We start from the raw sequence: 17,385 nt of genomic DNA on the forward strand, positions 1-17,385 counted from the left end.
GTTTCTGTTTCTATGGACGGGTGCTTACTGGAACTGCGAGAGGAAGCGCAGGTCGCCGTCGAAGAAGAGGCGCAGGTCGTTCACGCCATAGCGCAGCATGGTGAGCCGGTCGGGGCCCATGCCAAAGGCAAAGCCGATGTAGCGCTCGGGGTCGAGCCCCATGTTGCGCACCACGTTCGGATGCACCTGGCCCGAACCCGCGACCTCGAGCCAGCGGCCGGCCAGCGGGCCGCTCGCAAACTGGATGTCGATCTCGGCGCTGGGCTCGGTGAACGGGAAGAAGCTCGGACGGAAGCGCAGCACGAGGTCGTCGCTCTCGAAGAAGGTGCGGCAGAAGTCGGTGAACACGACCTTCAGGTCCTTGAAGCTCACGTTCTCGCCGAGCCACAGGCCTTCGCACTGGTGGAACATGGGCGAGTGCGTGGCGTCGCTGTCGACGCGGTAGGTGCGGCCGGGTGCGATCACGCGGATCTCGGGCGCCTTGACGGTGCCGGTGGCGTCGGCGGCCGCGGCTGCAAATTCAGCCGCGTACTTCTTGATGTGCTGATGCGCATAGCGCACCTGCATCGGGCTGGTGTGCGGACGCAGGTTGTAGGGAATGCCGTCGTCGCCGTTCAGGTCGACGTAGAAGGTGTCCTGCATCGAACGCGCAGGATGGTTCGGCGGGTTGTTGAGCGAGGTGAAGCTGTGCCAGTCGCTCTCGATCTCGGGGCCGTCGGCCACGTCGAAGCCCATGCTCGAGAAGATCTCCTCGATGCGCTCCAGCGTGCGGCTCACGGGGTGCAGGCCACCCGGGATGCGGCGGCGGCCGGGCAGGCTCACGTCGAGCGCCTCGGCGCGCAGCTGCAGCGAAAGCTCTTCGTCGGCCAGCTGCTGGCGCCGTTCAGTCAGCGCGGACTCGATGGCCTGCTTGGCCACGTTGATGGCGGCGCCGCGCGACTTCTTCTCGTCGACGCTGAGCGCGGCCATGCCCTTCATCAGCTCGGTGATGCGGCCCGACTTGCCGAGGAACTGGGCCTTGGCGTTTTCGAGCTCGGCGGGCGTTTTCGCTTCGGCGAAGGCGGCGCGGGCGGTGGCGACAAGGGAGTCCAACTCGTTCATAGCAACAAAAATTAGGCGGGAAATAAAAAAAGAGCTGGAGCCTTTTCAAGCGCCAGCCCTTGTGCCGTGGGCGCAGGAAGCCGCCCGAAGGCGGCACCCCTGCTGTGCAGAATCAAGCAGCCAGCTTGGCCTTGACCTGCTCCACGATGCCGGCAAAAGCGGCCTTGTCGTGCACTGCGATGTCCGCAAGCATCTTGCGGTCGATCTCGATCCCGGCCTTGCGGATGCCGTTTGCGAACTGGCTGTAGGTCAGGCCCAGTTCGCGCGAGGCGGCGTTGATACGCGCGATCCACAGTTGACGGAACACGCGCTTCTTGGTGCGGCGGTCACGGTAGGCATATTGCCCAGCCTTCATCACCGCCTGCTTGGCGATGCGGAAGACATTGCCGCGGCGACCGCGGAAACCCTTGGCGAGTGCGAGAACTTTCTTGTGGCGGGCGCGAGCCGTTACACCACGTTTGACGCGAGGCATGTGTGTACTCCTTGTTCGTCTGAGTTAAATGCCACGGCCGGGCAGCATGGCGGCGACAGAAACCATGTTGGTCTCATGCACTGCGACTGCACCACGCAGGTGACGCTTGTTCTTGGTGGTCTTCTTCGTCAAGATGTGACGCTTGAAGGCTTGACCGCGCTTGACGGTGCCACCGGGACGAACGCGGAAACGTTTTTTCGCGCTGCTCTTGGTCTTCATTTTGGGCATGTGAATGCTCCTTTAATTTGTGCTCGTGAGGCGCCGCGGATACTCCACGGACTTGTTGGCCCCGAGACACTTCTTTATCCCGCCCCTGCCTGCCCTTCTTGCGAAGCGCCGGCAGCGGCGAAATTCTTCAAACCCTGCTGACTCTCTTTACCTGCCGCCGTGGCGGCCTTTTCAGGCCGCCGCGGGCGCCGATGCTTCCGAAGAAGCCGGCTTTGCGGCACCACCGCCGCCACCCGGCTTCTTGCGGCCCGGCGCGATCATCATGATCATTTGCCGGCCTTCGAGCTTGGGGAACTGCTCCACGACGATCAGGTCGCCCAGCTCATCACGGATTCGCTGCAGCAGCGCCAGGCCGAGCTCCTGGTGCGTGATCTCGCGGCCGCGGAAGCGCAGCGTGATCTTGCATTTGTCGCCCTCTTCAAGAAAGCGCTTGATGTTGCGCATCTTGATGTTGTAGTCGCCGTCGTCGGTACCGGGGCGGAACTTGATTTCCTTGACCTCGATGACCTTCTGCTTCGACTTGGCCTCGGCCGCCTTCTTCTGCTCGTGGTACTTGAACTTGCCGTACTCGATCAGACGGCACACGGGCGGATTGGCCGCGGCAACGACCTCTACCAGATCCACGTCAGCCTCACCGGCGAGGCGCAAGGCCTCGGAGAGACTCATAACACCCAATGGCTCGTTTTCCGGGCCTACAAGGCGGACTTCCGGGGCCATGATTTCCCGGTTCAGGCGGTGTTGGCGTTCCTCGCGGTGGCGGCGGTCGCGAAATGCAGTAGCGATGGTCAGAATCCTTCAAAAATTGCTACAAAATCTGTAGCGGAAGCCGGGTCAGTCCTCGCGGACAAGCGGCATGATTGGGACGAGAAGCACATATGAGGGTGCTTCCGGGACAAATCAACGCTTGTCAGCAACATCCTGGACGAGCCGTTGCACGAACGATTCGAGGGACATTGCACCGAGGTCTTGATTGCCCCGGGCGCGCACTGCGACGGCACCAGCTTCCTTCTCTTTGTCGCCCACGACAAGGATGTAGGGAAGCTTTTGCAACGAATGCTTGCGTATTTTATACGTAATCTTCTCGTTGTGCAGATCCAGCTGGACCCTAAGCCCTTGATTCTGCAGCGTTTTCGCCACTGAAGCGGCGTAGTCGGCCTGTCCTTCGCTGATGTTGAGCACCGCCACCTGCACCGGAGCGAGCCATGCGGGCAGCGCGCCGGCATGGTGTTCGATCAGCATGCCGATGAAGCGCTCGAGGCTGCCGACGATGGCGCGGTGCAGCATGACGGGGTGGGCGCGGCCGCTCGTTTCCGTCACGTATTCGCCGCCCAGGCGCTCGGCCGTGTTGAAGTCGACCTGCATCGTGCCGCACTGCCACTGGCGGCCCAGCGCGTCCTTCAGCGTGTATTCGATCTTGGGGCCGTAGAAGGCGCCGTCGCCGGGCGAGATGATGAAATCGACGCCCGAGCGGCGCAGCGCCTCCATCACGGCGTGCTCGGCCTTGTCCCAGAGTTCGTCGGAGCCCACGCGGTTGTCGGGGCGCGTGGCCACCTTGTAGAGGATGTCCGTGAAGCCGAAGTCGGCATAGACCTTCTGCAGCTGCGCCGTGTAGGCCACGCACTCTTCGAGGATCTGGTCCTCCGTGCAGAAGATGTGGCCGTCGTCCTGCGTGAAGCCGCGCACGCGCATGATGCCGTGCAGCGCGCCGCTGGGTTCGTTGCGGTGGCACTGGCCGAACTCGCCGTAGCGCAGCGGCAGGTCGCGGTAGCTGCGCAGGTCGCTCTTGAAAATGAGCACGTGGCCCGGGCAGTTCATCGGCTTGAGCGCGTATTCGCGCTTTTCCGACTCCGTCGTGAACATGTTGTCGCGGTAGTTCTGCCAGTGGCCCGTTTTCTCCCACAGGCTCTTGTCGAGGATCTGCGGGCCTTTCACTTCCCAGTAGCCCGTGTCGCGGTAGATGCCGCGCATGTACTGCTCCACCGCCTGCCACACGGCCCAGCCCTTGGGGTGCCAGAACACCACGCCCGGCGCCACTTCGTCGATGTGGAACAGGTCCAGTTCCTTGCCGAGCTTGCGGTGGTCGCGCTTCTCGGCTTCCTCGATGCGCTGGATGTACTGGTCGAGCTGCTTCTTGTCGGCCCAGGCCGTGCCGTAGATGCGCTGCAGCTGCTCGTTCTTGGCGTCGCCGCGCCAGTAGGCGCCGGCGAGCTTCGTGAGCTTGAAGACCTTCAGGAAGCGCGTGTTCGGCACGTGCGGGCCGCGGCACATGTCGACGTATTCCTGGTGGTAGTACAGGCCCATGGCCTGCTCGTCGGGCATGTCCTCGACGAGGCGCAGCTTGTAGTCCTCGCCGCGCGACTTGAAGACCTCGATGACCTCGGCGCGCGGCGTCATCTTCTTGACCACGTCGTAGTCCTGCGCAATGAGCTCGCGCATGCGCGCCTCGATGGCGGCCATGTCCTCGGGCGTGAAGGGGCGCTCGTAGGAGATGTCGTAGTAGAAGCCCTCCTCGATCACCGGACCGATGACCATCTTGGCCGTCGGGTAGAGCTGCTTCACCGCGTGGCCGACCAGGTGGGCCGTCGAGTGGCGGATGATCTCCAGGCCCTCGTCGTCCCTGGGCGTGATGATCTGCAGCCTGGCGTCATGGTCGATGACGTCGCTGGCATCGACGAGCTTGCCGTCGACCTTGCCGGCCACCGTCATCTTGGCGAGCCCGGGTCCGATGGACTGGGCAACTTCGGCCACCGAAACCGGGCCGGGGAACTCGCGGCGCGAGTTGTCGGGAAGCGTGATCTGGATCATGGAAAACCTCGGGCGAAAAAACAAAAAGCGCGGTGACTGGCCGCGCTTTGCTTGGGATGAGAGCTGGAAGAAACCAGCGAGCGCGGGCTACCGGCCCTTTTCTTCGGAGACGAAGAAAAAGCCGCTGAATCCTTGCGGAGTAGTTCGCGGTGTCATAACCAAGGTGCCTTTCTCGCTCTTGTTGGGTGCAGAGACCGCAATTCTATCCGCTGGCCGCCGGGCACAAAAAAAAGCCCGGCGCTCGGCCGGGCTCGAAGGTGACAGCGAAATTGTTGTGATGGCGGATTCAGCGGATCAGTGGAATTGCTCTTCCTCGGTCGAGCCGGTCAGCGCCGTGACGCTGGACTTGCCGCCCTGGATGACCGTGGTCACCTCGTCGAAGTAGCCGGTGCCGACTTCCTGCTGGTGCGAGACGAAGGTGTAACCGCGATCGCGCGCTGCGAACTCGGGCTCCTGCACCTTCTCGACGTAGGCGGACATGCCGCGCTGCACGTAGTCTTGCGCCAGGTCGAACATGTTGAACCACATCGAGTGGATGCCGGCCAGCGTGATGAACTGGTACTTGTAGCCCATGGCGCCGAGTTCCTTCTGGAACTTGGCGATGGTGGCGTCGTCGAGGTTCTTCTTCCAGTTGAACGACGGCGAGCAGTTGTAGGCCAGCATCTTGCCGGGGTGCACCTTGTGGACCGCGTCGGCGAACTTCTTGGCGAACTCGAGGTCGGGCGTGCCGGTTTCGCACCACACCAGGTCGGCGTAGTGGGCGTAGGCAATGGCGCGGCTGATGGCCTGGTCGATGCCCTTCTTGGTCTTGTAGAAGCCTTCGGCGGTGCGTTCGCCGGTGAGGAAGGGCTTGTCGTTCTCGTCGTAGTCGCTGGTGATGAGGTCGGCGGCTTCGGCGTCGGTGCGGGCAATCACGAGCGTCGGCGTGCCGCAGACGTCGGCGGCCATGCGCGCGGCGATGAGCTTCTGCACGGCCTCGGTGGTGGGCACGAGCACCTTGCCGCCCATGTGGCCGCACTTCTTGACCGAGGCGAGCTGGTCTTCGAAGTGCACGCCGCCGGCGCCGGCCTTGATCATGGCCTTCATCAGCTCGAAGCCGTTCAGCACGCCGCCGAAGCCGGCCTCGGCATCAGCGACGATGGGGGCGAAGTAGTCGACATAGCCCTTGTCGCCGGGGTTCACGTTCTTGGACCACTGGATCTCGTCCGCGCGCCGGAAGGTGTTGTTGATGCGCTCGACCACGGTCGGCACCGAGTCCACCGGGTACAGCGACTGGTCCGGGTACATCGACGAGTAAGTGTTGGCGTCCGCGGCAACCTGCCAGCCCGACAGGTAGATGGCCTTCACGCCCGCCTTCACCTGCTGCATGGCCTGGCCGCCCGTGAGCGCGCCGAGGCAGTTGACGTAGGGCTCGTTGTTCACCAGCTCCCAGAGCTTCTCGGCGCCGCGGCGCGCCAGCGTGTGCTCGATGGGGAAGGAACCGCGAAGGCGCACGACGTCGGCGGCGCTGTAGCCGCGCTTGATGCCCTTCCAGCGGGGATTGGTGGCCCATTCTTTCTCGAGGGCGGCAATTTGCTGTTCGCGGCTCAATTGTTCGGTGAGGGTCTGGGGCATGGTCACTCCGTGAGGTTGATTGAAAGGATCGGGCGCTGCGGCCGTGGAGCTACTCTAAACCGAAGCCGGACTCTTATGTCTTATAGAAGACATATTTTTAATCCATGAAAATCAACCACTTACAAAGACATTTCTCAATGCAAAATTATTTTTCTCATATCGAGAAAAAATATTGCGCCGCAGCAGCCGTCTTTTTCGCAATGTGCAATCGATCTTTCAGGCGTGAAAACCGAACGCCGAAAACACCTCAGCTGGCCGCGGCGTGCGCCATCCAGTCGCCGCTGTCGATCACCGCGCGCCCTTCGATGCGCGACGGATGGATCTCGTAGACCAGGCATTCGAAGCGCTGCGCACCCGCTTCCACGATCAGGTGGCGGCGGATGTATTCGCCGGAGCCGTCGTCGGCGACGCCCTCGAGCCGGTCGAGCTCGGCCTCCACCTGTTGCGCGATGCGGTAGATCTCGCCAACCACGCGCCGCTCGCCGCCGAGGACCGCGCCGGGGTAGGCACCCAGGTCGTACAGCGTGGCGGCAATGCACGCGTCGGCCACGTGGACCGGCGCGGGCCGGTAGCGTGCGATGTCGTTGCGCCCGCCGCGGCGCAGGGTGCCGTAGACAAAGACGTGGTGCTGCGCGCTTGCGTCCGGCACGCCATCGGGCTCGGGGGATTGGGGCATCATCGAATCCATCGTTCCAACAAAGCCGTCCAGTCTATTGAACACCACTGCTCCCGCCAGCCGCCTGCTGGCCTATGGCTGCCTGGCCCTGAGCATGTCGCTCGTCGGCGGCTACGTCGCCCTCTCCAAGCCCCTTGTAGCGGCCTTTCCGGTGCTGCTGCTCGCCTGGCTGCGCTTCGGCATCGCGGCGCTGGCCATGCCGCACTGGCTGCGGCGCGCACCGGGCGAGCCGCCGATGAGCGCACGCACGCGCGGGCTGGTCTTTCTCGAATCGTTCCTCGGCAACTTCCTGTTCTCGATCTGCATGCTGTTCGGCGTGAGCCTGACGAGCGCGGTGTCCGCGGGCGTGATCATGGCGTCCATCCCGGCGGCCGTGGCGGTGGCGAGCTGGCTGTTCCTGCGCGAGCGCATCACGTTGCGCATCGGCCTGGCCATCGGCTGCGCTGCCATCGGCATCGGCCTGCTGGCCTTGACGCCAGCGCATGCACCAGCGGCGGGCAACAACGGCGCCGCTGCGCCTTCGATGCCGTGGCTCGGCAACCTGCTCGTGTTCTGCGCGGTGCTCTGCGAAACGGCCTATGCGGTGATCGGCAAGTCGCTCACCGGCCGCCTCGGCCCCAAGCGGATCTCCTCGCTCATCAACCTGTGGGGCTTCGTGCTGTCGATGCCCTTCGGCATCTGGTTGGCGCTGCAGTTCGACTTCACGGCGGTGCGCCTTGGAACCTGGGCGCTGCTCGTGGTCTATGCGCTGGCCGCGAGCATCTGGACCGTGTGGCTCTGGATGACCGGATTGCGCCATGTGCCTGCTGCGCAAGCGGGCGTGTTTGCCGTGATGCTGCCCGTGAGCGCGGCCCTCGTGGGCGTGCTGGTGCTCGGCGAAAGCCTCTCTGCGGCGCAGTTGCTGGCATTCGCTCTTGCACTGGTTGGCGTGGTGCTGGCGACCTGGCCCGCGCCCCGAAGCTGAAAACCGCGGGTTCTCCCCTCTGAAAAAACAACAACTCCCAATGAAAAAACCGCTTTTTCCCTTGGAAACGCGTTTTTTCTCCTTTAGCATCCGCAATGCCACTGGAGACGCAAGTTTTTCATTGGTGACTGTTTAACCAAAAAAGGAAATCAACCATGGCAACTGCAAAGAAGGCTCCGGCCAAGAAAGCTCCGGCAAAGAAGGCCGCTCCCGCAAAGAAGGCTGCGGCTCCTGCGAAGAAGGCCGCACCGGCCAAGAAGGCGGCTCCCGCAAAGAAGGCTGCTGCTCCTGCGAAGAAGGCTGCACCGGCGAAGAAGGCTCCTGCAAAGAAGGCCGCTCCCGCCAAGAAGCGCACGCCCAACGCTGCGTTCATGAAGGCCCTGACCCCCAGCCCGGCACTCGCCGCCGTTGTGGGCTCGACGCCTCTGCCGCGCACCGCAGTCGTGAGCAAGCTGTGGGACTACATCAAGAAGAACAACCTGCAGGACAAGGCCAACAAGCGCAACATCAACGCCGATGCCAAGCTGAAGGAAATCTTCGGCAAGCCGCAAGTGTCGATGTTCGAACTGGCCGCGCTGATCGGCAAGCACGTCAAGTAAGCACCCGGGGGCCCCGCGCTCCCGCATCAGAAAGCCGGCTCATGCCGGCTTTTTTTTCGCCTGCGGCAGCGCCGCATCCTCCTCGAAGAAGCGCGCCGGCGTGCAGCCGAAGTTCTTGCGGAAGGTCTCGATGAACGCGCTCACCGAGCTGTAGCCGACCGTCAATGCCGCGGCCGTGACCGACTCGCCGAGGCTCAGCCGCTCGACGGCCTTCAGCAGGCGCGCCTGCTGCCGCCACTGCGCAAAGCTCAATCCGGTCTCGCGCGCGAAGCGGCGCGTGAGCGTGCGGCGCGCCATGCCGATGCGGTGCGCCCACTGGTCGATGGTGTCGGGCATGGCCGGATCGTTCGCGAGCGCCGCGGCCATCGCCGCCAGGCGCTTGTCCTCGGGCATCGGCAGGTGGAGCGACGGCGTTGTTGCGCTGGCAGCCAGTTCGTCGATCAGCACGGCGGCAAGGCGCAGGCGGCGCTCTTCGAACGCCGCCCGCGGAGCATCGAGCGATGCCAGCCGATCGACCAGCGCCCGGATCAGCGGCGTCGTGGCGAACACATGCGGACCGCCCGGCAGGCCCGCCGCCATCGCCGGTTCGATGTGCAGGCTCCAGCCCACGGTGGCGCCGAAGCTCTGCGCCGCATGCGCGCAGCGCGGTGCGATCCAGCCGATCCACCCCGGAGGCTGCACCCAGCGCCCCGATGGCGTCTCGATGAGCTGCAGCCCCTTGCGCAAGGCGAACAGCTGTCCGGTCTGGTGCGCGTGATAGCCGGTGCCACGCGGCCCCTCGGAGGCGTTGATCCAGAGGCTGACCGGTGCCTCAGCCAACATGCCTGGCCCGCCGGAGGTATCGATTGGCCCCGTGCCGCAAGCCGCAGGGCGCACCGCTGCCTAGCATCGGGTCCATCTTCTCGACGCCTTCAAAGGAACGCACATGCAAGCCCAGGATGTATTGCCCGACGGACAGGATTTCGTGACCAGGAACGGAATCCCCTTGCGCAAGGGTTCGGTCGCCGCCTTTCTCGCGAACGCGCAGTTGCTGCAGGACCCCGGCGCGACCGCCGAGGCAATGCAGGCTGCCGAGCGCGACCTGGTCGCGCTGCTGCCCACGCTCGAAGCACTCGGCCTCTTCGACGTGTTCGAGTTGCGCTCGCCCGCCCTGCGCGACAAGGTGGCGCGCCATCGCGCAACGCTCATCGGTTCTGCGCCTGCTGCTGCGCCGCGCGCCTGATCGAGCCCAGCGTGCCGCGCGTGGTGATCACCTCGGGGTCCAGCGGGATCTCGATCAGCGTGCCGGTGTCGGCCGCCAGCGCGCGCAGCAGCGCGGCCTCGAACTGCGCGGTTTCGCTCACGCGCTCGGCCGCGTAGCCGTAGGCCCGCGCGAGGCCGCAGAAGTCGGGGTTGCGCAGCGCGGTGCCGCTCTCGCGCTCTGGATATTCGCGCTCCTGGTGCATGCGGATGGTGCCGAACATGCCGTTGTTCAGCAGCACGATGATGCTCTTGCCTCCGTGCTGCGCAGCAGTCGCGAGCTCCTGTCCGGTCATCAGGAAATCGCCGTCGCCCGCAATCGTGAAGGCCACCCGGCCCGTCGCCAGGTTGGCGGCGATGCCCGCCGGCACGCCGTAGCCCATCGCGCCGCTGGTGGGCGCCAGCTGCGTCTTGTGGCCCTTTGCCAGGCCGTGGTAGCGGAAGTAGCGGTGCACCCAGCTCGCGAAGTTGCCGGCGCCGTTGGTGACGGCCGCGTCCGGTGGCAGGTGCTTCTGCAGCAGCGCGACGACCGCCGCCATGTCGACCGGGCCGCGCGGGGCTTCGGCCGGCATGCCGGCGAGCGCCTGCGGCTCGAGGTTCGCCTCGTAGTCGGCATGGGCCTGTACCGCCCACTCCTCCCACGGCAGCGTGGGCGGCGCGCTCAGCACTTCGAGGCTGCGCGCAGCGGCGCTCATGCCGGCGTTGATGGCCAGGTCGGCCTGGTAGACGCGGTTGAGCTCCTCGGCGCTGGCATGGATGTGCACCAGCGTCTGCTTCGCCTTGGGTGCCTCGAGCAGCGTGTAGCCGCCGGTGGTCATTTCGCCGAGCCGCGGGCCGATCGCGAGGATGAGGTCCGCATCCTTCACGCGCTGCGCGAGCTTCGGGTTGATGGCGATGCCGACGTCGCCCGCATACAACGGATGGTGGTTGTCGAAAGTGTCCTGGAAGCGGAAGGCATTGGCCACCGGCAGCCGCCAGTTCTCGGCAAAGCGCTGCAGCGCCTGCGCGGCCTGCGCCGTCCAGCCGCCGCCACCCGCGATCACCAATGGCCGCTGCGACTTCAGCAGCAGTTCGCGCAGCGTGCGCAGCGCGCCCGGGTCGCTCCAGGGCTGCACCGCCTCCACGCGCTTCAGCGGCCGCGCCGCGGTCTGGCTGCGCAGCATGTCTTCCGGCAGTACCAGCACCACCGGCCCCGGCCGGCCGTTCATCGCGGTGGCGAAGGCGCGCGCCACGTATTCGGGAATGCGGTTGGCGTCGTCGATGCGCTCCACGCGCTTGGCAAAGCCCTTGGTGCCCGGGCCGAAGAAGCTGCCGTAGTCCACTTCCTGGAAGGCTTCGCGGTCGCGGAAGTCGCTGCCGACGTCGCCGACGAACAGCACCATCGGCGTCGAATCCTGGAAAGCGGTGTGCACGCCGATCGATGCATTGGTGGCGCCGGGTCCGCGCGTCACGAAGCACACGCCCGGGCGGCCCGTGAGCTTGCCGTGCGCCTCGGCCATGAAGGCCGCGCCGCCCTCCTGCCGGTTGACGATGAAGCGGACCCGCCCGCGGTAGGCGTGGAAGCCGTCGAGCACCGCCAGAAAGCTCTCGCCGGGAACGCCGAACGCGATCTCCATGCCCTGCTCGACCAGGCATTCGACGATCAGGTGGCCGGCCGGTTGTGATGTACTCATGGGAAGTCGAACCTCAGCTGCAATGTCTCCGGCAATTATGTGCGCCCGCCCCCAATGCCTTGCGTTAATTCACCAATTGGTTAAATTCGCGCCATGAAGGCCTCCAAGGAATCCCCGTCCGAAGCGGCCGAGCCGCGTTCGCGCGATGCCGACCGCTCGCAACTGGCCATCCTTGCGTCGGCGCGCGACGAGTTCGCCCAGCGCGGCCTGGCCGGCGCACGCATGGACAGCATCGCCGAGCGCGCGGGCCTCAACAAGCGCCTCATCTACTACTACTTCGGCAGCAAGGACGACCTGTTCCTGGCGGTGCTCGAGCGCACCTACGCCGACATCCGCGAGGCCGAGCAGCGGCTGCACCTGGACGAGATCGATCCGGTCGAGGCCATTCGCCAGCTGGTCTCGTTCACCTGGCACTACTATCTCGAGCACCCCGAGTTCATCACGCTGCTGAACAGCGAGAACCTGCATTGCGCGGCGCACCTGAAGCGCTCCGAGCGCATCCAGGAAATGAACTCGCCGCTGGTGCAGATGCTGGACACGGTGCTCGAGCGCGGCCGGCGCGACAAGCTGTTCCGCGCCGGCGTGGACCCGGTGCAGCTCTACATCTCGATCGCCTCGCTGTGCTACTTCTACCTCTCGAACAACCACACGCTCTCGGCCATCTTCGGCCGTGACCTGCGCGCGCCCAAGGCGATGGCCCAGCGCCTTTCGCACATGACCGACCTCGTGCTGGGCTACGTCCTGCACTGAGCCTGCGCCCCCCTCCAGGCCCCGATCCTCCGGGTATTCACTAGGCAGCGGCGGTTGACGCTGCGGCGCAGCCCTTCCTAAAATCGCTAATTCACTTATTGGTGAATTGATCGATTCAAGACAGCGGCACCACCGCGCGGAGACAACCGACCATGAAGCAACTCGTACGCACCACCGCCCTTGCGGCGCTCACCTGCCTGGGCGCCCTGCTGCCCGGCCTCGCCTCCGCGCAGAACGGCTATCCCAGCAAGCCGATCCGCGTGATCGTGCCGTTCGCGGCCGGCAGCACCACCGACATCATTGCCCGCGCGATCGCCGACAAGATGGGCGCGAGCATGGGCCAGCCGCTCGTCATCGACAACCGCGGCGGCGCAAGCGGCACCATCGGCCAGCAGGCGGTGGCCACGGCCGCGCCGGACGGCTACACGATCATGATCCACTCGTCGTCGCACACGGTGAGCCCCTCCACCTTCGCCAAGCTGCCGTTCGACACGGTGGGCGACTTTGCCGGCATCACGCCGATCTCGTCGCTGCCCAACGCGCTGGTGATCTCGCCGGCGAAGAACATCAAGACGCTGCCGCAATTGCTGGCCGCCGCGCGCGCCAAGCCCGGCAGCATGAACTTCGCATCGGCCGGCCAGGGCAGCGCCACGCACCTGAACGCCGAGAAGTTCAAGATGGCCGCGAAGATAGATGCCACCAACATCCCCTTCAAGGGATCGGGCGAGGCCGTCACCGAGGTGCTCTCGGGCCGCGTCGACTACTACTTCTCGCCCATCGCGCCGGTGATCGGCCAGATCAAGGAGGGCCAGCTGCTCGCGCTCGCCGTCGGCTCGCCCAAGCGCGCCGCCGCCCTGCCCGACGTGCCCACCACCAGCGAGGCCGGCGTGCCCGGCTCGGAGTTCAATTTCTGGATCGGGATGATGGCGCCCGCCAAGACGCCGCGCGACATCGTCCACCGCCTGCACGACGAAGTGGCAAAGGCGCTGGCCACGCCCGAGGTGAAGGAGCGCTTCCTCAAGCTGGGCGCCGATGCCTGGACGCTCAAGCCCGAGCAGTTCGACGCCTACATCAAGGACGAGATCGCGAGCAATGCCCAGCTCGTGAAGGCCGCGGGCCTCTCGGTCCAGCAATAGCAAGCCTCCTTCGAAAAGCCCCCGGGTCGTCTTCATGCTCCGCAAGCTGCTGCTTTCTCCGGCCCTGCGCCCGTTCCTCTTGATCCTGTTGCTGCTGGTGCTGTGGGACTTGGCGATCCGGCTCTTCAGGATTCCGGCCTACCTGATTCCGCCGCCGTGGGAGGTGGTGAAGCAGCTCGTGGCCGAATGGCCGCGCCTGCTGGCCGAGAGCTGGAAGACCACGCTCGCCACGCTCGGCGGCTTCGGCCTGACGATCGTCATCGGCATTCCGATTGCGATGGTCATCGCCTACTCGCGGCTGGTCGAGTCGTACGTGTACCCGCTGCTGGTGTTCTCGCAGAGCATTCCCAAGGTGGCGATCGCGCCGCTGTTCGTGGTGTGGTTCGGCTTCGGCATCTTTCCGAAGGTGATCAGCGCGTTCCTGCTGGGCTTCTTTCCGGTGGTGGTGTCGACGGTGATGGGCTTCAAGTCGGTCGAGCCCGACATGCTCGACCTGGCCCGCTCGATGGGCGCGAGCCGGCTGCAGACTTTCTTCAAGATCAGCCTGCCGCAAGCCATGCCCGCGATCTTCAGCGGCCTGAAGGTGTCGGTGACGCTGGCCGTGGTGGGGGCGGTGGTCGGCGAGTTCGTCGGCTCCAACTCGGGCATCGGCTACGTGCTGCAGGTGGCCAACGGCAACTTCGACCTGCCGCTGATGTTCGCCGCGCTGGTGGTGCTGTCGAGCATCGGCGTGATTCTTTTCGTCGCGGTCGACCTCATCGAGCGCGTGATGATTCCGTGGCACGCCTCGCAGCGCCACGCGAACTGAGTTCCTTCGCCATACCCAGAAAACTCCAGGAGACAACGCCATGAAGAAACTGCTTCCCTCGCTGCTCGCCACCGCGGCCCTCGCCAGCTTTGCCATCGCTCCCGCGCATGCGCAGGGCGACAAGCCCAAGGACAAGGTCACGCTGATGCTCAACTGGTACCTGTACAGCGAGCACGCGCCCTTCTTCCTCGGCAGGGAGAAGGGCTTCTACGCCGACGAGGGCATCGACCTGGAGATCCAGGAAGGCCGCGGCTCCGCCGTCACCGCGCAGGCGGTGGCCGCCAAGTCGGCCACCTTCGGCTACATCGATGTCACGACCATGATCAAGGCCGCCGCCAAGGGTGCACCGCTCAAGTCGACCGGCGTGCTGTTCCAGGTGAGCCCGATGTCGGTCATGGGCTTCAGCGAGAAGAACATCAAGACGCCCCAGGACATCATCGGCAAGACCGTGGCCGTCACGCCGGGCGACTCGATGTCGCAGATGTGGCCCCTTTTTCTCAAGGTCAACAACATCAAGCCCGAGCAGGTGAAGATCGTCTCGGGCGACGGCCAGACCAAGCTCAATGCGGTGATCAACGGCCAGGCCGACCTGCTGCTGGGCTATGTGATGGACCAGGCCATCAAGCTGCAGGACGCCACCGGCAAGCCCGTGACGCCGATCCGCTTTGCCGACTCGGGCGTGAACCAGATCAGCTCCGGCATCATCGCCAACAAGAACCTGCTGGCCGAGAACCCAGACCTCGTGAAGCGCTTCATGCGCGCCTCCACCAAAGCGGCCGAAGCCGCAGAGAAGAGCCCTGAAGCCGCCGTCGACGCCATGCTCAAGGCCAACCCCAAGGCCGGCGTGCGCGACACGCTGATCGTGGGCATGAAGCAGAGCGTGGCGCTCTATCACACGAAGGACACGGCCAACCAGCGGCCGTTCCGCGTCGCGATCAAGAACGTGAACGACTCGCTCGATTTGCTGGTGCAGTACGGCGGCATGGATGCGTCCACGCGCGGCAAGCCGGAAGACTACGTGACGCTCGAGTTCTTGCCGAACTGACCTCTCCCGTCCGCGCACCCGCTGTTGCCACCTTTCACGCATTCCATGTCCCAAGTCAACCTGATCGAAGCGCACGGCGTCTCGAAGACCTACCAAAGCAAGGACGGACCGGTCGAGTCGCTGAAGCCGCTGGACTTCGCCATCCAGGAAGGCGAGTTCGTCTCGGTCGTCGGACCTTCGGGCTGCGGCAAGAGCACCCTGCTCAAGATGGTGGCGGGCCTGCTGCCGATCAGCGGCGGCGAACTCACGCTGGCGGGCAAGCCGATCCAGGGCCCTCAGAAGGACGTGGGCATCGTGTTCCAGAGCGCGGTGCTGCTGCCCTGGCGCAGCGTGCAAGACAACATCCTGCTGCAGGCCGAGATGCGCCACCTGCCCAAGGCGGCCTCCGAGGCCCGGGCGCGCGAGCTGATGGAGATGGCGGGCCTCAAGGGCTTCGAGGGCAAGTACCCCTGGCAGCTTTCGGGCGGCATGCAGCAGCGCGCGTCGATCTGCCGTGCGCTGCTGCACGACCCCTCGGTGCTGCTGATGGACGAGCCCTTCGGCGCGCTCGATGCGATGACGCGCGAGAAGATGAACCTCGAGCTGCAGCGCATCTGGATGGCCTCGAAGAAGACCGTGATGCTGATCACGCACAGCATCCCCGAAGCGATCTTTCTCTCGGACCGCGTGATCGTGATGAGCGAGCGCCCCGGCTCGATCGCTGCGGTCTACGACATCGACCTGCCGCGCCCACGCACGCTTGACGTGATGGCCTCGGCCGAATTCGGCGCCTACACCAGGCAGGTGCGCGCGCACTTTTTCTCGCAGGGCATCCTGGACCACTGAGCCGCATCCATGGACGCGCCCCGTTTCCACGTCGAGGAGATCCGGTTTGCCGAGCGCGATGTCGCGCTCAGGCTGCCGTTCCGCTTTGGCGCCGCCACCGTCACGGCCTGCCCCCAGGTGTACGTGCGGGCGCGCATCCGCTTCGAGAACGGCCGCACGGCCGAAGGCTCTGCGGCCGAGATGATGGTGCCGAAGTGGTTCGACAAGAACCCCGCGCTGACCAACGAGCAGAACTTCGAGCAGCTTCGGTTTGCGCTGCGCGATGCGCGCGAAGCCTATCTGGCCGAGGACGAAGCGCAGACCGCCTGGACGCATTTCGCGTCGAACTACGCCGCGCTGCAGGCCCGCGCGAAGGCCAAGGGCCTGCAGGCGCTGGTGGCGGGCTACGGCCCCGCGCTGATCGACCGCGCGCTGATGGATGCGCTGTGCCTGCACACGGGCCAGAGCTTTGCCGCGGCGATGAGCGCCAACCTGTGCGGCATCGACATCGCCGGCAGCGGACTGGCCGAGGACCTCGCCGGTTTCGACATGCCTGGCTTCCTGGCCAGCCGATCGCCGCGCGCCAGCATCGCGGCGCGCCACACGGTCGGCCTGGCCGATGCCATCGACGACAGCGACGCACTGCCCGATGCACCCACCGACGGCCTGCCCACCACGCTTGCCGCGGCGGTGCAACGCTACGGCCTCACGCATTTCAAGCTCAAGCTCTGCGGCCGCACGGCGCAGGACATCGCGCGCCTGGAACGCATCGCCCGCGTGATCGACGGCCACGCGCAGCTCGTGACGCTCGACGGCAACGAGCAGTACGCCGACGCCGGCGACTTCGCCGTCTTCCTCGACCGCATGCTGTCGACGCCCGTGCTGTGGAAGCTCGCGCAGAAGACCGCCTTCGTCGAACAGCCGATCCGCCGCGATGCCGCCCTGCAACGCGACGTGGCAGCGCTGGGCAAGCGCATCCCCCTGCTCATCGACGAATCCGACGCCACGCTCGATGCCTTCGTGCAGGCCCGTGCGCTGGGCTACACCGGCGTGTCGAGCAAGAGCTGCAAGGGCTTCTACAAGTCGGTCGTCAATGCGGCACGCTGCGCGCACTGGAACGCCCTGGAGAAGGCGAGCCGCTATTTCCTGTCCGGCGAAGATCTGACCATGCAGGCCGGCATCGGCGTGCAGCAGGACCTCGCGCTGGTCGGCTGGCTCGGCCTCTCGCATGTCGAGCGCAACGGACACCATTACGTCAACGGCCTTGCGGCCGTGCCCGAGGCGGAGCAGCAGGCCTTGCTGAAGCTGCATCCCGGCCTCTACGAACCGAGCGACGGCGCCGTGCGCCTCGCCATCCGCGGCGGACAGCTCGACCTGTCGCCGCTCGCCACCGCGCCCGGCTTTGCCACCGGCAAGCCCGGCGCCGGCATCTCGTGGGACGCCATGCGTTCCGTCTACTGAAGCACCCCTC

The 17,385-nt window shown here is 65.5% G+C and carries 19 protein-coding genes; 10 read left to right on the forward strand and 9 right to left on the reverse strand.

Annotated features, from left to right (window positions below; genetic code table 11):
• Window positions 1–24: 24 nt before the first annotated feature.
• From pheS to thrS, 5 genes are all read right to left on the reverse strand, one after another.
• Entirely contained in the window at window positions 25–1,101 is a 1,077-nt protein-coding gene (pheS, locus tag IB278_RS05465) for a phenylalanine--tRNA ligase subunit alpha (protein ID WP_145745862.1), read from the reverse strand.
• Between the two features lie 112 nt (window positions 1,102–1,213).
• Window positions 1,214–1,573 carry a 50S ribosomal protein L20 gene (gene rplT / locus IB278_RS05470; RefSeq protein ID WP_012747009.1) on the reverse strand — a complete coding sequence of 120 codons (360 nt, stop codon included), beginning with the start codon at window positions 1,571–1,573 and terminating at the stop codon, window positions 1,214–1,216.
• 24 nt (window positions 1,574–1,597) lie between these two features.
• A complete protein-coding gene (gene rpmI, locus IB278_RS05475; RefSeq protein ID WP_007832497.1) occupies window positions 1,598–1,801 on the reverse strand; it encodes a 50S ribosomal protein L35 in 204 nt (67 codons plus the stop codon).
• A 171-nt stretch (window positions 1,802–1,972) separates the two neighbouring features.
• The gene (gene infC / locus IB278_RS05480; protein WP_080515731.1) at window positions 1,973–2,593 is read right to left on the reverse strand and encodes a translation initiation factor IF-3; all 621 of its coding nucleotides are present in this window, start codon (window positions 2,591–2,593) and stop codon (window positions 1,973–1,975) included.
• Between the two features lie 105 nt (window positions 2,594–2,698).
• Window positions 2,699–4,606 carry a threonine--tRNA ligase gene (gene thrS, locus IB278_RS05485; RefSeq protein ID WP_145745863.1) on the reverse strand — a complete coding sequence of 636 codons (1,908 nt, stop codon included), beginning with the start codon at window positions 4,604–4,606 and terminating at the stop codon, window positions 2,699–2,701.
• On the opposite strand from thrS, the gene IB278_RS05490 reads away from it, so the two are divergent.
• On the forward strand, window positions 4,593–4,991 hold the full coding sequence (locus IB278_RS05490) for a hypothetical protein (RefSeq protein WP_192322902.1): 399 nt from the start codon (window positions 4,593–4,595) through the stop codon (window positions 4,989–4,991). The two genes, thrS and IB278_RS05490, sit on opposite strands and share 14 nt — an antisense overlap.
• Here the strand turns inward: IB278_RS05490 and aceA are convergent.
• Together aceA and IB278_RS05500 are read right to left on the reverse strand one after the other, a co-directional pair.
• Entirely contained in the window at window positions 4,901–6,220 is a 1,320-nt protein-coding gene (gene aceA, locus IB278_RS05495) for an isocitrate lyase (RefSeq protein WP_145745864.1), read from the reverse strand. The two genes, IB278_RS05490 and aceA, sit on opposite strands and share 91 nt — an antisense overlap.
• 247 nt (window positions 6,221–6,467) lie before the next feature.
• The gene (locus IB278_RS05500) at window positions 6,468–6,896 is read right to left on the reverse strand and encodes a gamma-glutamylcyclotransferase (RefSeq protein ID WP_145745999.1); all 429 of its coding nucleotides are present in this window, start codon (window positions 6,894–6,896) and stop codon (window positions 6,468–6,470) included.
• 37 nt (window positions 6,897–6,933) lie between these two features.
• On the opposite strand from IB278_RS05500, the gene IB278_RS05505 reads away from it, so the two are divergent.
• Window positions 6,934–7,860, forward strand: a complete 927-nt coding sequence (locus tag IB278_RS05505; protein WP_145745865.1) for a DMT family transporter — start codon at window positions 6,934–6,936, stop codon at window positions 7,858–7,860.
• A 155-nt stretch (window positions 7,861–8,015) separates the two neighbouring features.
• Window positions 8,016–8,459 (forward strand): SWIB/MDM2 domain-containing protein, encoded by a 444-nt coding sequence (locus IB278_RS05510; protein ID WP_012747003.1) that lies wholly within the window; start codon window positions 8,016–8,018, stop codon window positions 8,457–8,459.
• A 39-nt stretch (window positions 8,460–8,498) separates the two neighbouring features.
• Here the strand turns inward: IB278_RS05510 and IB278_RS05515 are convergent, their stop codons facing one another.
• Window positions 8,499–9,281 (reverse strand): AraC family transcriptional regulator, encoded by a 783-nt coding sequence (locus tag IB278_RS05515; protein WP_192322903.1) that lies wholly within the window; start codon window positions 9,279–9,281, stop codon window positions 8,499–8,501.
• 103 nt (window positions 9,282–9,384) lie between these two features.
• Here IB278_RS05515 and IB278_RS05520 point away from each other — a divergent pair, with 103 nt between their 5' ends.
• Window positions 9,385–9,681 carry a hypothetical protein gene (locus tag IB278_RS05520; RefSeq protein ID WP_192322904.1) on the forward strand — a complete coding sequence of 99 codons (297 nt, stop codon included), beginning with the start codon at window positions 9,385–9,387 and terminating at the stop codon, window positions 9,679–9,681.
• On the opposite strand, the gene IB278_RS05525 is transcribed toward IB278_RS05520, so the two are convergent.
• Entirely contained in the window at window positions 9,644–11,371 is a 1,728-nt protein-coding gene (locus tag IB278_RS05525; protein WP_192322905.1) for a thiamine pyrophosphate-binding protein, read from the reverse strand. The genes IB278_RS05520 and IB278_RS05525 overlap by 38 nt on opposite strands.
• 93 nt (window positions 11,372–11,464) lie before the next feature.
• On the opposite strand from IB278_RS05525, the gene IB278_RS05530 reads away from it, so the two are divergent.
• The 6 genes from IB278_RS05530 (at window position 11,465) to IB278_RS05555 (ending at window position 17,375) form a co-directional block, all read left to right on the forward strand.
• Complete coding sequence (locus IB278_RS05530) at window positions 11,465–12,121, forward strand: TetR/AcrR family transcriptional regulator (protein ID WP_145745869.1); 657 nt, start codon at window positions 11,465–11,467, stop codon at window positions 12,119–12,121.
• A 152-nt stretch (window positions 12,122–12,273) separates the two neighbouring features.
• Window positions 12,274–13,257: a tripartite tricarboxylate transporter substrate binding protein gene (locus IB278_RS05535; protein WP_192322906.1), complete on the forward strand. Its 984-nt coding sequence runs from the start codon at window positions 12,274–12,276 to the stop codon at window positions 13,255–13,257.
• 34 nt (window positions 13,258–13,291) lie between these two features.
• Entirely contained in the window at window positions 13,292–14,065 is a 774-nt protein-coding gene (locus tag IB278_RS05540; RefSeq protein ID WP_145745871.1) for an ABC transporter permease, read from the forward strand.
• Between the two features lie 40 nt (window positions 14,066–14,105).
• Window positions 14,106–15,110 carry an ABC transporter substrate-binding protein gene (locus IB278_RS05545; protein ID WP_192322907.1) on the forward strand — a complete coding sequence of 335 codons (1,005 nt, stop codon included), beginning with the start codon at window positions 14,106–14,108 and terminating at the stop codon, window positions 15,108–15,110.
• A gap of 45 nt (window positions 15,111–15,155) precedes the next feature.
• Window positions 15,156–15,935, forward strand: a complete 780-nt coding sequence (locus IB278_RS05550; RefSeq protein ID WP_145745873.1) for an ABC transporter ATP-binding protein — start codon at window positions 15,156–15,158, stop codon at window positions 15,933–15,935.
• Between the two features lie 9 nt (window positions 15,936–15,944).
• Window positions 15,945–17,375 (forward strand): enolase C-terminal domain-like protein, encoded by a 1,431-nt coding sequence (locus tag IB278_RS05555; protein ID WP_192322908.1) that lies wholly within the window; start codon window positions 15,945–15,947, stop codon window positions 17,373–17,375.
• The last annotated feature ends 10 nt before the right edge of the window (window positions 17,376–17,385 follow it).

This window comes from Variovorax sp. VRV01 (genome assembly GCF_014852545.1).
In the GTDB taxonomy this organism is placed as follows: Bacteria; Pseudomonadota; Gammaproteobacteria; order Burkholderiales; family Burkholderiaceae_C; genus Variovorax; species Variovorax beijingensis_A.